At 67.9% G+C, this 15,301-nt stretch carries 11 protein-coding genes; 8 read left to right on the top strand and 3 right to left on the bottom strand.

Annotation, left to right across the window (positions count from 1 at the left end):
* Positions 1-15: 15 nt before the first annotated feature.
* Genes ACM9NP_RS01795 through ACM9NP_RS01785 form a run of 3 tightly spaced genes read right to left on the bottom strand, consistent with a single transcriptional unit; the run spans position 16 to position 4,646 of the window.
* Positions 16-2,385 (bottom strand): transglutaminase TgpA family protein, encoded by a 2,370-nt coding sequence (locus ACM9NP_RS01795; RefSeq protein WP_415644765.1) that lies wholly within the window; start codon positions 2,383-2,385, stop codon positions 16-18.
* Complete coding sequence (locus ACM9NP_RS01790) at positions 2,382-3,680, bottom strand: DUF58 domain-containing protein (protein WP_415644764.1); 1,299 nt, start codon at positions 3,678-3,680, stop codon at positions 2,382-2,384. The genes ACM9NP_RS01795 and ACM9NP_RS01790 overlap by 4 nt, the downstream gene beginning before the upstream one ends.
* Positions 3,681-3,683: 3 nt before the next feature.
* Positions 3,684-4,646: an AAA family ATPase gene (locus ACM9NP_RS01785; protein WP_415644871.1), complete on the bottom strand. Its 963-nt coding sequence runs from the start codon at positions 4,644-4,646 to the stop codon at positions 3,684-3,686.
* Positions 4,647-5,086: 440 nt separating this feature from the next.
* Here ACM9NP_RS01785 and leuS point away from each other — a divergent pair, with 440 nt between their 5' ends.
* The 8 genes from leuS (at position 5,087) to ACM9NP_RS01745 (ending at position 15,245) form a co-directional block, all read left to right on the top strand.
* Positions 5,087-7,909: a leucine--tRNA ligase gene (gene leuS / locus ACM9NP_RS01780; RefSeq protein WP_415644763.1), complete on the top strand. Its 2,823-nt coding sequence runs from the start codon at positions 5,087-5,089 to the stop codon at positions 7,907-7,909.
* Between the two features lie 313 nt (positions 7,910-8,222).
* Positions 8,223-9,287, top strand: a complete 1,065-nt coding sequence (locus ACM9NP_RS01775) for an N-acetylmuramoyl-L-alanine amidase (RefSeq protein ID WP_415644762.1) — start codon at positions 8,223-8,225, stop codon at positions 9,285-9,287.
* Between the two features lie 239 nt (positions 9,288-9,526).
* On the top strand, positions 9,527-11,755 hold the full coding sequence (locus ACM9NP_RS01770; RefSeq protein WP_415644761.1) for a HelD family protein: 2,229 nt from the start codon (positions 9,527-9,529) through the stop codon (positions 11,753-11,755).
* Positions 11,756-11,865: 110 nt separating this feature from the next.
* Positions 11,866-12,441 carry a hypothetical protein gene (locus tag ACM9NP_RS01765; RefSeq protein ID WP_415644760.1) on the top strand — a complete coding sequence of 192 codons (576 nt, stop codon included), beginning with the start codon at positions 11,866-11,868 and terminating at the stop codon, positions 12,439-12,441.
* 22 nt (positions 12,442-12,463) lie between these two features.
* Positions 12,464-13,006 carry a hypothetical protein gene (locus ACM9NP_RS01760; RefSeq protein ID WP_415644759.1) on the top strand — a complete coding sequence of 181 codons (543 nt, stop codon included), beginning with the start codon at positions 12,464-12,466 and terminating at the stop codon, positions 13,004-13,006.
* 245 nt (positions 13,007-13,251) lie between these two features.
* Positions 13,252-13,797, top strand: a complete 546-nt coding sequence (locus tag ACM9NP_RS01755; protein WP_415644758.1) for a hypothetical protein — start codon at positions 13,252-13,254, stop codon at positions 13,795-13,797.
* 253 nt (positions 13,798-14,050) lie between these two features.
* The gene (locus ACM9NP_RS01750) at positions 14,051-14,593 is read left to right on the top strand and encodes a hypothetical protein (protein WP_415644757.1); all 543 of its coding nucleotides are present in this window, start codon (positions 14,051-14,053) and stop codon (positions 14,591-14,593) included.
* A 103-nt stretch (positions 14,594-14,696) separates the two neighbouring features.
* Positions 14,697-15,245, top strand: coding sequence for a hypothetical protein (locus ACM9NP_RS01745; RefSeq protein WP_415644756.1), 549 nt, complete (start codon positions 14,697-14,699; stop codon positions 15,243-15,245).
* Positions 15,246-15,301: the final 56 nt, after the last annotated feature.

Genomic DNA, 15,301 nt, shown 5'->3' with positions numbered 1-15,301 from the left:
ACGGCCGGACCGTCGTCAGACGGCGCGTCTCCGACGTGGTCGACGCAGCGTCCGGGAGACCGCGAGCCGCGCTCGGACCGCCGCGGTCGTCAGGGCCGCGTTGGAGCCGCTCAGGCCGCGCCTCCAGCGCCGCAACACGGACACCGGGGTCAAGGCCGCGCGAGCCGCCGTCCTGGTCGAGACGGCGTTGAACAGGCCCACTCGTACCGCCGTGACGGCGCGCGGCAGCGTCAGGTCGCCGGGTCGTCGGTCGGCGTAGCGGGATTGCTCGACGGCCGCGACGAGGTGCCGCACGCCCGCCTCCGCCAACCCGGACAGCTCGTAATGCTCAGTGAGCCATTCCCCGGTCGCCCGTGGCGTGTTCGCCCGTTTCGGTTCGGCTCGGAGGTCCGTCAGCAGGTCCTCGAGCTCGAGCCAGGCCGCCTCGACGCCGGCCGGTGTCTCGGTGGCGGCGACGCGCATCCGCCGGGCTCGTCGCGCGAGGCGGTACGCGGCGGGCATCAGCGCCGCCAGCACCACCGCGGCGGCTCCGGCGACCCAGTACGGCCAGGTCGTCGGCGCCACGACGGCGCTCCACGCGACGGTGCTGCCGGTGCTTCCGGGGCCCTGGTCCGGGCCACCGGGAGCGGGTTCCTGGCCCGGCTGCTCGGCGGGGTCGTCCTCGCCGTTCTCGCCGGTGCCGTCGGAGTTCTCGTCGTCGATGTCCGGCGCCCACGGGAACTCGGTCGAGTTGCGCACCTGAGCCGACGGCGTCGGGTCGAAGGCCACCCAGCCGTATCCGTGGAAGTACACCTCGACCCAGGCGTGGAAGTTGAAGTTCGTCAGCCGGTACTCGTTGGAGCCGATGAGGCTCCCCTTCGTCAGGCCGATCGCGACGCGGGCGGGGATGCCCGCGTCACGGACCATCCACGCCATGGCGCCCGCGTACTGCTGGCAGAAGCCGCGCTTCTCCTTCAGGAACGATTCGATCGCGCTGGCGGACCAGCCGTCCCGGGTGCGCAGTTCGTACTCGAACCCGTTCTCCTTCGAGAAGTGGTCCTGGATCGCCATGACCTTGTCGTAGTCGGTCTCGGCCTCGGCGGTGAGCGTGTCGACGAGCTCCGTCACCGTCGCGTTGTCCGGTGTGGACGTGTTGGCGCGAAGGAACGGCGTCGTGTTGACGGGCGCGCTCGGCGCCGTCCGCAGGTCGTCCGGCGCGTAGGAGAAGTCGACGTACTCGTACGTCAGCCTCATGTCCTTGGTCGTGGTGCTCGCCGACGCGACCATGCTGGTCTGCGGGTCGTACATCCAGTCCCCACCGGCGTCGACCCGTGACGGCTCGCTGAACAGCGGAATCGCGAAGTCCGACAGCGCGATCGACGTGAACGTCGCCGTCTGGCGTTTGCCCTCGGCCTGGCTGGACGTCATCGGGAGGGAACCCTCCGCCGGCACCGACTGCGTCGACATCGTCAGGTCCGCCTGGAACCCCTTCTCGGTGAGAGTGCTCGCCGCGTACATCTTCATGTACCCGGGGTCCGCCGACGTGGTCGTCACCCGCGCCAGTTCCTGGACCTGACTCGTGTCCAGCGCTCCCTGGAGCGCCGCCACCGGGTTCACTTTGGACGTCGTGTTCGTTCCGCCCGGTCCTACCCCCGGCCCGGTGCCCCCGAAGGTGTTGAGCAGCCCGCCGGTGGTGATCCCCGGCAGCATCGCCGACACGATCAACGCCACCGGGATGATCAGCGCCGCGAGCCACCTACCCGCCGACGCCAGCGGGGACGGTTCCCACAGCTCGACGCCTCGGCCGTCGCCGGTGAAACGCCGCCCGAAGTGCCGCACGCGGTCGATGTTGTCCGTCATCAGCAACCACAGGTACCCGAGCGCTCCAGGGACGAACAGCAGCCACGGCACGCTGTCCGGCAGGATCGCGACCGGCACGATGTACAACGTCAGCAGCGGTAGACCGGCCAGCGACGGCAGTCGGAACGTCACGGCGAGGGCGTCGATGACGATCGCGCACACGCCGATTCCGATGACGGCGACGAACACGACGTCGTCGGTCGCGTTGATGGGAACGGACTGTTCGGCGATCGCCTTGCCCGCGCTGCCGAACAGCCGACCGAACTCGGCGAAGGTGCCGCCGGTGGGGATGACCCCGAGAAACTCGCTGCCGCTACGGAACATCCAGCTGCAGTACAGCAGCAGTGCGCCAGTGGTCGCGAGGATCTGCAGCGGGGCGGCCGCGCGGAGCGCCCGAGCTCCAATGCCGACGCCGGTGATGAAGGCGACGGCGAGTGCCGCCGGGATGAACCACTCGAAGAGACCTTTGTAGATCATCGATAGCGGAGCGCAGGCGAGGAGCAGCGCGCATGCCGCGACGAGCGCGACCGATCGGCGTTGAGTCATGTTGCCTTCTTCGTCGTCGAGACGGTTTCCGCCATCGCCGCGCGGTAGGCGAAACCTTGCGGCCCCTGCGTCAGCCCCCGCCACAGTTCGGGCAGGCGTTCCCCGTTGCGCACCGGCAGGACTCGCCATCCGGCTCGCATGAGGGTGAGTCGGGTCCGGTGGTACTCGGCGTCCGCCGTGGCACGGCGATCCTCGGAGAGTTTCAGCCAGGACATGCTGTCGATGAGGAGCGCGACGCAGGTGGCGCCGGAGGTTCGCAAACCGCCCAGGCGTTCCGCCTCATCGGCGGTGAGACTGCCGATCGACGCCACGATAAGTCCACTGTGATCATTCTTGCGAATCTGCTCGAGCAGTCGGGAGATGTCGCCGTGGCGTTGAGTTCGAACGGCCGCGAGATGATCGAGCGTCGACCCCGGCCCGCCGATGTCGGGCTGCATGTCGACCTCCTCGGTGACCATCCGCAGCTTGTACCCGGACAGCCGCAGGTGGTGCATGACGCTCGCCGTCGCCGAGACCGCCCATTCGAAGCTGGACGTCGGTCCCTCACCCCGGTGCGCCCCCGCGCGGATGTCGAGAGCGACGGTCGCCCGCGAATCCCACGGCTGTTCCTCGCGACGAACCATGAGCTCGCCCGCGCGAGCCGTGGACGGCCAGTGCACGCGACGAAGGTCATCGCCGTAGCGGTACTCGCGGGTCGCCGCGTCGTCCTCGCCGTGGACGGCCACGGACCGGGCACGGTTGTCACCGCTGCCGGCGAACTCGCCCGGCAGCCGGATCGCCGGCATCGGAGTGATCGACGGGATGACGGTCAGCGCGTCGGTGTTCGGGAACGATCGGGTCATCTCGATGAGCCCGAACGGATCCGTGATGCGCACCAGCAGCGGCCCCACCTCATATCGGCCGCGAAGTTCCGACCGGACGCTGTACGACACGGCGCTTCCACCGCCGCCCAACAGCCGCTCCAACACCAGCCGGGGCCGATTGCCGAGCGCGTACGGAAGGCGGTCCTCCAGCATCAGCGTGCCGGTCGGCAACCGCGATCCGTTGCGCAGACGCAGCGTCACCTGGGATCGCTGCCCGGCCTCCACGCGCACCGGGTCGAGGACCCGGCTCACCGTCAGCTGGTACTTCGCGCGCGACAGCAGTGCCGCCGACGCGAGCGGCAGCAGGCCGACCAGGGCCGCCACCCGGATCAGGTCGCGCTCGCCGATGACGAACGACGCGAGGAGCAGCGCGATCCCGACGGCGATCAGGGTCTTGCCGCGCGTGGTGAGATTGCGGAGTGCTTCTCTCATGACCTATCGACGGTCCCGGCCGCGCGAAGCGTTGACGGGCAAGCGATGCACGATGTCGGCGATGATCGCGTCGGTGGTGCGCCGCGCCAGTTGTGCGTCCGATGTGGAGATCACTCGGTGCGCGAGGACGGGCACCGCGAGAGCCTGTAGGTCGTCCGGCAACACGAAGTCACGTCCGTCGAAGGCCGCGACGGCCCGCGCGGTGCGCAGCAGTTGCAGGCCCGCGCGGGGGCTCGCGCCGAGTCGGAGGTCGGGTGCCTGGCGGGTCGCGGTGACGAGCGCGACGGCGTACTCCTTGATCGTGTCGGCGACGTGCACCGAGCGCACCAGGCCGATCATGCGGCGGATCGTCGAGTCGTCGACGACGGGGCGCAGGTCCTCCATCGGGTTGGACGCCCCGTGGGCGTCCAGCATCGCCAGTTCCGCCCGGGCGTCCGGGTATCCGATGGCGACGCGGGCGGTGAAGCGGTCGCGTTGCGCCTCGGGAAGCGGGTAGGTGCCCTCCATCTCGATCGGGTTCTGCGTCGCCATGACCATGAATGGGGTGCTCAGGGGGTAGGTGCGCCCGTCGACGGTGACCTGCCGTTCCTCCATGCACTCCAGGAGTGCCGACTGCGTCTTCGGGGACGCCCGGTTGATCTCGTCGCCGACGACGATGTTGGCGAAGACGGCGCCCGGCTTGAAGCTGAACTCATGGGTGTCCTGATTGAACACCGACACACCGGTGACGTCGCTGGGGAGCAGGTCGGGGGTGAACTGGATACGGCGCACCGTGCAGTCGATGGACGTCGCCATCGCCTTGGCGAGCATCGTCTTGCCGACCCCAGGCACGTCCTCGATCAACAGGTGCCCTTCGGCCAGCAACACCGACAGGGCGAGTCGCACGATCGCGGTCTTGCCCTCGATGACCCGTTCGATGTTCGTGACGATCGCTTCCGTCGCGTCCGCGAACTCCTGCCCGTTCATCGCTGGGACCGAGGGTTCGGTCGTCGAGCCGATGGGGTGTGCGGTCACCGGCGTCCTCCTATCGCTAAAGGAATCGAACCGAGCTCGCCGGCTCGTCGACCGGTGCTCACCGGTCGGGATTCTCATGGGCTGGTTATCGTTTCAAGTCTGTCAAATTGTCTGTGATGAGAAGCATGACCAGTCCGGTCAATAATTTCTGACCCCTCGGGTGTCAGACCATTCGCGCCGTCGCGGAATGGAGGGACTTTCACGTAGGGCTACGAGGTTCATACGGTGATGACGTCGCAGGTCGGTTGCGGTACACTGCACGCATGAACTGGCGTGCGCTGCTTCTTAGCGGGCCGTGCTGAATCGATCTTCTTCGACAGCACGGCGACCCCTCCTATGCGAGGGGCATTTTTATGCCCAGATTACGTCTTTCTCGAACCGATAGGACCACCATGAGTGACTCACGCGCTCCCGAATCAACACCTCATCGATATGACGCCGAACTGGCGAATGAGATCGAACGGCGATGGCAGGACCATTGGGAGGCGACCGAGATCTTCAGTGCCCCCGATCCGGCGGGGCCGCTGGCGAATCCGGCGGATCCGAAGTCGGACGAGCCGAAGTTGTTCGTTATGGACATGTTCCCGTATCCCTCGGGTGAGGGGCTGCACGTGGGTCACCCGCTGGGTTATGTGGCGACCGACTGCTACTCGCGGTACAAGCGGATGGCCGGTCACAACGTCATGCACGCGATGGGGTTCGACGCCTTCGGCCTGCCGACGGAGCAGTACGCCGTCGCGACCGGGCAGCACCCGGCCGGGATCACGGAACGCAACATCGACCGCTATCGCCAGCAGCTGCGTCGGTTGGGCATGGCCTACGACACCAAGCGCACCTTCGCGACGTCCGATCCCGACTACTACAAATGGACACAGTGGATCTTCCTGCAGATCTTCAACTCCTGGTACGACGTCGACGCCGACCATGCTCGTCCGATCGAGGAGCTGATCCGGCAGTTCGAGGCCGGTGAACGCGCCGTTCCCGGTGCCGAGTCGTGGTCCGAGCTGGGCGACGACGCCCGTCGCGCGATCGTCGACGGGTACCGCCTGGCGTACGTCGCCGAGTCCCCCGTCAACTGGTGTCCCGGCCTGGGCACGGTGTTGTCCAATGAGGAGGTCACTTCCGAGGGACGCAGCGAGCGCGGCAACTTCCCCGTCTTCACGCGGACGCTGCGGCAGTGGATGATGCGCATCACCGCCTACGCCGACCGTCTGCTGACCGACCTGGACCACGTTGACTGGCCGGAGTCGACGAAGCTGATGCAGCGCAACTGGATCGGCAAGTCCACCGGCGCGGAGGTCGACTTCGCGACCGACGCCGGCGACATCCGCGTGTTCACGACGCGGCCGGACACGCTGTTCGGCGCGACGTACATGGTCCTGGCGCCCGAGCACTCCCTGGTCGACGCCCTGGCCGCCGACGCCTGGCCCGTCGACGTCAATCCGCTGTGGACCGGCGGTGCGGCGACGCCGCGCGACGCGATCGCCGAATACCGGCGCGTCGCCGCCGCGAAGACGGACATGGAACGGCAGGCCGACGCCAAGGAGAAGACGGGGGTGTTCACCGGCGCGTACGCGACGAACCCCGTCAACGGCGTCCCCGTCCCGGTCTTCATCGCCGACTACGTGTTGGCCGGCTACGGCACCGGCGCGATCATGGCCGTCCCCGGCCACGACTCGCGTGACCTGGCCTTCGCGGACGCGTTCGCGCTGCCGGTCGTCCAGGTCGTCGACCCCGAAAACGACACGGACTGGCGCGGCTTCGGCGGCGACGGTGTGGCCGTCAACTCCGGATTCCTGGACGGTCGCTCGACCCCTGAGGCGAAGGCCCGCGTCATCGCCTGGCTGGAGGAGCGGGGCAGCGGTCACGGCACCGTCAACTTCCGGCTGCGGGACTGGCTGTTCTCTCGGCAGCGGTTCTGGGGCGAACCGTTCCCGATCGTCTACGACGAGACCGATCGCCCGATCGCCCTGCCCGATTCGATGCTGCCGGTGGAACTGCCGGAACTGGCGGACTTCTCGCCGCGCACCTTCGAGCCCGACGCGGCCGACACCTCACCGGAGCCGCCGCTGGGTCGCGCCACGGACTGGGTCAACGTGACACTGGACCTGGGCGATGGGCCGAAGCAGTACCGCCGCGAGACGAACACGATGCCGAACTGGGCCGGTTCGTCCTGGTACGAGTTGCGTTACACCGATCCGACGAACGACAAGGTGTTCGCCGACCCGGTCAACGAGCAGTACTGGATGGGTCCGCGCTCGGCGGAGGACGTCGGCGGGGTCGACTTGTACATCGGCGGTCAGGAGCACGCCGTCCTGCATCTGCTGTACGACCGTTTCTGGCACAAGATCCTGTTCGACCTGGGGCACGTGTCGAGCCGCGAGCCGTTCCGGAAGCTGTTCCACCAGGGAATGATCCAGGCTTACGCCTACACCGACGACCGGGGCGCCTACGTCTCCGCCGCCGAGGTGGAGGAGGCTGACGGCGAGTACTTCTACAATGGTCAGAAGGTCAACCGCGAGCACGGCAAGATGGGCAAGTCCCTGAAGAACGTCGTCACCCCCGACGAGATGTGCGACCGATACGGGGCCGACACCTTCCGTATGTACGAGATGGCGATGGGTCCACTGGACGTGTCGCGTCCATGGGAGACGCGCGCCGTCGTCGGGTCGCAGCGGTACCTGCAACGCCTGTGGCGCAATATCATCGACGAGGCGACGGGCGAGGTGATCGTCGCCGACGTCGAGCCGGACGCCGAGACGTTGAAACTGCAGCACCGCACGGTCGAGGGCATTCGTGACGATGTGGACAATCTGCGGATGAACACGGCGATCGCGAAGCTGATCATGTTCAACAACCACGTCGTGGGACTGTCGCCGGTGCCGCGTTCAGTCGCCGAGGCGCAGGTCCTGATGACCGCGCCGTTCGCGCCGCACATCGCGGAGGAACTGTGGCGACGCATGGGTCACACGCATTCACTGGCGAACGAGCCGTTCCCGAAGGCCGATCCCGCTTACCTGACGGTGGACACGGTCACCTACCCGGTGCAGATCAACGGGAAGGTTCGCGATCGCCTGGAGGTGCCGGCCGAGACGACGCCGCAGCAGGTCGAGGAGCAGGCACTGGCCCTGCCGAAGATCGCGGCGACCTTGGAGGGGAAGCCTCCGCGCAAGGTCATCGTCGTACCGGGCCGGATGGTGTCGATCGTCGCCTGAGCCGACCGTCGTCGCCGGAGGGACCGCGCTCTCAGCGGCCCCTCCGGCGTGTCCGCAGTGGATGGACGATCGTAAGGTGGCAGGTTCATAGTGGACTATTCGGAGTAGGGTACCCGCAGGTGACGGGTCGGTCGCGGTCCGACGGCGACGGTTCCGTAAAAAATCTTCATTGAGTGAGCAGATGTCGTAGAGGGTTGACGCGACTCCCAAAGATCGAATATTTTCGATCCGTTCGAACAATCCGCATCGCGGCGTCCCCTGCCAGGCCGCGACCTTCTTGCTCAAGCGTGAGGTATTCATGTCCAAATCAGCAATGAGTCGACGTCGTGCACTGTTCATCGCGGCGGGCGGCCTGGCCGCCGTTCCGCTTCTGGGCATCGGCCGGGCGCTGGCCGAGCCGACGATCTCGGCCCTGCCCCGTGTCTACATCGACCCCGGTCACGGCGGCACCGACCCGGGCGCGGTCGGCAACGGTCTGCAGGAGAAGGCCCTCACCCTGGCGATCGCTCTGGGCGTCCGCGACCACCTCAACGCGAACTGGGACGTCGACATTCGGATGTCCCGCACCACCGACATAAGCCGCACCCTCGCCTACCGCTCCTCCGACGCGAACTCGTGGGGCGCCGACCTGTTCGTCAGCGTCCACATCAACTCCGGCGGCGGCACCGGTTTCGAGAGCTACCGCTACACGACCGCATCGGCGGGTTCGGTGGCGCTGCAGAACGCGATGCACCCCCAGATCCTGGCCGGAATGCGGTCGGTCGGATCGGTGACCGACCGCGGCAAGAAGAGCGCCAACTTCCACGTCCTGCGTGAGACGTCGATGCCCGCGATCCTCACGGAGACACTGTTCATCGACCGGGCGGCAGACGCGGCACTGCTCAAGAACTCCGCGTTCCTGAAGGCCACCGCGATAGGTCACGCCAAGGGGATCGCCCAGTACCTCGGGCTGGGCGGTGGAACCCCCGACCCGACACCGACGTGGCCGACGCTGCGCCAGGGCTCCACCGGCGAGAACGTGCGGACCCTCCAGTACCTGCTGCGTCAGCGCGGTCAGACGGTCGTCGTCGACGGCTCGTTCGGTCCGGCGACCGACACCGCGGTGCGCGCGCTGCAGACCAGCCTCAATCTGACGGTCGACGGCGTCGTCGGCCCCAAGACCTGGGCGGTGACCGTCCTCACCCGTCGCAACGGCGACACCGGAGAGGCCGTCAAGGGAATCCAGCGCTCGCTGTCGTCCAAGCACGGCATCGCCACCACGGTCGACGGAAGTTTCGGGCCTGGCACCGACACGTCCGTACGCACCTTCCAGTCCCGGAAGAAACTGACGGTCGACGGCGTCGTCGGCCCGATCACATGGCAGGCCCTGCTGGGCTGACCCACGTCGAACCCAAGGACGGCCCGCGTCGAACTCGCCTGTTCGCGTGGGCCGTTTCGTGTCCCCATCGATCGGCCGCGGTCGCGCGGCGACCGCTCAACGCGGAAACTCTCGCGATGCTGATACCTTCAATGGTTGCGCACAAAAAAAGAACGCCCACTATGGCGTTCGATTGCACGAATGCTACCAGATGGGATGAGGCGTTGTCAAATCGCGTTAGCGCGACGTCCGACACGGAAATGCGATCGGAACAAGAATATGTGTCCGTGTTGTATCGGCGGCTTGATGACCTGCGAGAACTTCTTCTTGACCGGCTCGCGGCGGCGCGTCGGGACAACGACGGAACCGACCAGCGAATGCTTCAACGCGATATGACGGTGGCCATGTACGGCCGCAGATTGTCTGAAGTGGATTCCGTCGAGTACGGACTGTGCTTCGGTCGACTCGACTTCGACGACGGCGTGACTCGCTATGTCGGCCGGACGGGTCTGCTCGACCCGGATCGCTCCAAGCCACCGCTGCTCGTCGACTGGCGCGCCGACGCAGCGCGGCCGTTCTACCAGGCGACGGCGGCGGCACCGGAGGGCGTGCGTCGTCGTCGGCACATCCACACCAGCGGGCGCACCGTCACGGACGTCAACGACGAGGTGCTCGACCTGTCGGCCCCCCGCTCGGAGTGGCGCGAGGAGGTCACCGGTGAGGCGGCGCTGTTGGCCGCGCTGACGGCCGATCGCACCGGGCGGATGCGAGACATCGTCGAGACCATTCAGTCCGAACAGGACGCGATCATCCGGTCCGGTTTGGATGGTGTGCTGGTCGTGCAGGGCGGGCCGGGGACGGGCAAGACCGCCGTCGCCCTGCATCGCGCCGCGTACCTGCTGTACGAACACCGCGATCGACTCGCCAAGCGCGGTGTCCTGTTGATCGGCCCCTCGCCGACGTTCCTCCGCTACATCGGCGACGTCCTGCCGGGCCTCGCCGAGACCGACGTCCTGCTGCGCACGATCGGTGACCTGTATCCGGGGGAGTCCGCCGACCGTCCGGAGGTCGAGGGGGCCGCCGCGATCAAGGGCGATCTATCCATGGTGGAGGTCATGCGGCGTGCCGTGGCGGACCGGCAACGGGTCCCGGATTCGTCTGTGGACATGGACACCGAGTACGGGCCGCTGCTGTTGACGCCGGAGGAGATCGCGGAGGCGCGCGCCGCCGCCCGATCCACGGATCGCCCCCACAACCGCGCCCGGGCCGTGTTCGTCACCGCCGTGTTGGCGGCACTCGCGGCGCAGGTCGCGCACCGCATCGGCGAGGATCCGCTCGGAGGCGAGAATCTTCTCGGCGAGGCGGACGTGGACGAAGTCGCCGCGGAACTCGCCGTCGAACCCGACGTCCAGGCCGTTCTCGACTGGTTGTGGCCGGTCCTCACCCCGCAGCAACTCGTCGCGGGACTGTTCGGCACCGACGCGCGCATCGCCTCGGCCGCACCGGACCTGACCGCCGCGCAACGCCGTGACCTGCTGCGTCCCGCCCGGTCGGGCTGGAGCGTGTCCGAGATTCCGCTGCTGGACGAGGCCGCCGAGTTGCTCGGCGAGGTCGACGGCTCGGCCGCGAACGATCGCGAGGAGCGCCGTCGCGCCGAACGGGCCGCGTACGCGCAGGGTGTCCTCGACATCGCCGCCGGATCGGCGTCGATCGACGTCGAGGACGAGGACGACCCCGAGATCCTGTTGGTCACCGACATCATGGACGCCGCGATCCTCGGAGAACGCCATGTCGACGCGAGCGGAGCGACGACGGCGGAGCGCGCGGCGGCGGACCGCTTGTGGACGTTCGGGCACATCGTCGTCGACGAGGCCCAGGAACTGTCGCCGATGGCCTGGCGGATGGTGATGCGCCGCAGCGTGACCCGCTCGCTGACCGTCGTCGGAGATCTCGCCCAGACGGGTGCCGCGCACGGCGCCTCGTCGTGGGACGAGGTGCTCGGGGAGTACGTCGCCGACCGCTACCGGTTCCGTGAGTTGACGGTCAGCTATCGGACGCCCGCGTCGATCATGTCGGTTGCCGCAGAGGTGTTGAGCCGCATTGATCCTCGCTTGTCGGTGCCGCGCGCGGTGCGCGATGTGGAGGATGAGCCGTGGCGCGTCCTCGTGTCCGAGTCCGCCTTGGTTCGGGAGCTCGCGTCGTCGATCGACCGGGAGCGCGAACTCATCGGGGACGGCCGCCTCGGTGTGATCGTCCCTCGTGGACGTCAGCTCGCGCTGGCGGGCGCGCTCGGCCTCGACGTCGCCGGTGACCTGACCGAGCCGGTCGTGATCTCCTCGGTCGATCGAGTGAAGGGCTTGGAGTTCGACGCGGTCGTCGTGGTCGACGGGCCCGGCATCGTCGCCGAGTCCCGGCACGGGCTCAACGACCTGTACGTCGCCGTGACACGCGCGACGCGGCGGCTCGGCCGGATCGACGTGACCGGCTGATCGGACGGTGAATCCGGGGCGTCGGTCCGTGGCGGGCCGACGCCCCGGCGGCCTGGGATCGGTAGGCCCCGACTCTCGTTACGGTGTGGCATCGAATCGAGGAGGACCCGATGGCCGACACCGGATTCCGGCTCACCGCCGAGGATCGCGCCGCGCTGGGGGCCATGCGTTCCCGGCGGGGCGGATGGTCGGGCGTCGTCGTGTCGGCGCTCGTGCTCGGCCCGGTGGCGGTGTTGGTGCTCGTTCTCGCGGTGTTCGTCGTGGACGTCGACGCCTTGCCGTGGTGGGTTCTCGTCCTGACGGGTGCGATGGTCGTCCAACTCGTGTGGACGGTTCGCCCGATCCTGGGCGGTTCGGGCGGCGTCGCGTGCGTGCTGGCGGGTGCGGGGCCGACGGTGGTCGTCACCGGCAGGATGGCGGAGACCTGCGGCGACGACCCTTTCGGATGGTCGATGGGGCTCGACGAACCGGTGAACGGGGAAAGGTACGTCTACGTCGGGGACGCGGACCCCGCGTGGCTGCTCACCGAGGGGGCTCGGGTCCGCCTGCGCGTCTTCGGGAAGGGTTCGGTTCACGGCGTCGCCGTCGTCGAGTCGATCATGGACGGTCGGCGTCACTGGAAGGCGGGCGTCACATACGGGCGGGCGCGTTCGTACGTCCGGCCGCCATACGTCGACGCCATCTGAGCGGCGGCGGGGAGGAATCACGATGACGCTCGACGAGAACGATAAGGCCGTGCTGCGGCGGTTCGCCGCCTCCGATCGTCGGCACCGGTGGGCCGCGATCGGGCTGCTGCCGCTTCTACCGTTCCCCTGCTACTGGATGTTCCAAGTCATCCCAGGCAATCTCACACTCGGATTCATCTGCAGCGGCACGGCATTGTTCGCGTCCCTCTATGTCGCGGAGTATTTGCCACTGTGGATTCCGCGGGCCGGTTCCCCCGCGCGGATCCTCGCCGGAGGTCGACCCACCATCCGCCTGACGGGCACCGTCGTCCGCGCCAACGGCGATTCTCCCAACGAGGTGTCCATCATGGTCGACGCTCCCGCTCCTTACGGCGGCTGGACGAACGAGTCGATCGACAGTGGATTTCGCGTCGGCGATAATCTGACCGTCGTCGGCTTCGCCACAGAGCGCACGCCGTTCCGGTACGTGACGCTGTACGAGTCGGAGACCGGCCGTCGATGGTGGAGCCGCGGAGTGCCCGGCGGTGGAACGGCACGCTGGAGGACGCCGGAGGCGTTCGGTTAGATATGGATCTTTGTCGGTCTTGAGCGGCCTCCACGCGGTGGGTGACAAGGGCGGAAGTACACCGGGGTTGATGCGACAACGCCGCCACGTGTCGACGGTGAGCGCGCGGCGGGATGCGGGGCCCACGCACAGGGCCCCGGGTGTCATCCGCTCCTGCGGACCGCGACACGGTGCCGGAGTGTCCTCGAGGTCGCTCCCCGGAGAAGTGGGATCGGTAGCGGTGCGGGGCGCTCGAAGCTGGTGTCATGAGGCTGGGCAAGAAGGACATCGCGACGCTGACGGAATGGGCGAAAGACGAGCGTCAATACCGGATCTTCGGAGTCAGCGCGGCACCGTTCGCGGCCTTCGCCTGGTGGTGGCTGTTCACGGAGTTCGAGCCGTCCGAGAGCATCTGGGGGGCGGTGATCCTCTGCCCCGTGGCGTTGTTCGGGACCATCCTGCTGGGCTCCGCGATCTTCGACCTGTCGCGCGGGCGCTCTTTTCCTCAGCGGATCCTGGACGGCGCCGATCCATCCATCGTGTACTCGGCGGTGGTGCATCGCGGCGACGGCGATTCGCCGTATCCGCTGTCCGTCCGCATCGACATTCCCGGCGACACCCCTCATCGGTTCGTCCTGCTCCACGAGGTGCCCGGCCTCGTCGTCGGGACGCGCTTGAAGGCCATGGGCTGGGGGTCGTCCGACTATCCGTTCCCGGACTGCGTCCTGCTCGAGGAGTCGAACGGGCGTCGCATATGGACCAGGGAACGCCCGGGGCCGACGTCCCGCTACGAGGACGGCACCTGGGGGTGATCCAGGATCGGTAGGGTCGTCGCGTCCGTCGTCGGTACGTTCCGTTTCCGGCGACGCACGGTCTCGACGTGGGAGCCGTCGGCACGCGATGGGGCGGGGCTCGCTTGAGGACCTGTTCCGTGGCGACGTCCCGTTTCAGGGCCGAATGGGTGTCGCATATGGATCGGCGAAGGTGGACCGACACCGAGGGGTGACGGGCGTTCTCTCGGCCGCCTGGGATCGGTAGCGGCACCGAGTATCCGACGGTGAGGGCATGAGACTCGACGACCGAGATGTCGCGGCGCTGACCGAGTGGGCGGCGGCCGAGCGCCGGAATCGGGTCATCGGGGTCTGCCTCGCACCGTTCATGCCGTTCGTCTGGTGGTGGCTGATCGAGGAACTCATCGATTTCGGCGTTTTCGGTCTGGAGTTGCTCCTCGGCCCCGTGGCCCTGTTCGGAAGCATCATCGCGGGCATCGCGATCGTGGACCTGTCCCGTGGCCGCAGCGTGCCCGATCTGGTCTTGGACGGAGTCGAGCCGACCGTACGGTATTCGGCGGTCGTGCACTGCGACGACGGCGACTCGCCGACGCCGCTGTCGGTCCGGGTCGACGTGCCCGGAGACGAGCGGCGTCGATATGTGCATCTCAGGACCGATTCGGGCGTGGGGCTGGGCCAGCGCTTGGCGGCCATGGGGTGGGGGCCAGCCACAGACCTGTTCCGGGACGGAGTGCTCCTCGAACCGGAGAACGGTCGTCGCCTGTGGATCCGTGAACATCTGCTGATCACCGAGCGCCACGAGGTCGACCCCTGTTGACGGCGGACGGTCTCGACCGTCTTCGGCGCGTTCATCGGATCGCCGTCCGTCGACGTCGTCGGTTGGGATCGGTAGCGTCACGGCAGATCCGACGGTGGTGACCATGAGATCGCAGGACGACGACGTCGCGACGTTGACGAAGTGGGCGGCGGAGGATCGACGCCATCTGATCGTCGGCACGTCCATCGCCCCGTTCACGCCGTTCGCCTGGTGGTGGCTGTTCTCCGAGGGGTCCGACGGCATGAACTGGTGCCTGGACATCGTCTGCGGTTTCGTCATCGCCTTCGCGACCTTCTACGGGCTCGTCGGCCTGAGCGAACTGGCGCCCGGCCCCGGTGCGCCGCAACGGATTCTGGACGGCGCCGAGTCGTCCGTCGCGTGCTCGGCGGTCGTGCACTGTGACGACGCCGACCGGCCGTATCCGATCTCGGTGGCGCTCTGCCTGCCGCGAAGCGATGACCGGTATCGATACGTTCATCTGTCTGACTCCACCGGGCTGGTCGCCGGCGAACGCCTGACCGCGTACGGCTGGGGGACCGTCGACAAGCCGTTCAAGAAGGGGATGTTGCTGGTGACGGGGGCCGGCCGTCGCCTGTGGACGCGCGAGGGGCCGGCGGTGTCGGAACGCTACGAGCACGACACGGGCGGCTGACGGTCGACGGCGGACCGTGTCGAGAGTCCTCGTCGGCCCGGTCGATCGGCGTGCCG

The sequence above is a fragment of the Stackebrandtia soli genome, assembly GCF_965137155.1.
GTDB lineage: Bacteria > Actinomycetota > Actinomycetes > Mycobacteriales > Micromonosporaceae > Stackebrandtia > Stackebrandtia soli.
This window is presented reverse-complemented; position numbering and strand designations above follow the sequence as displayed.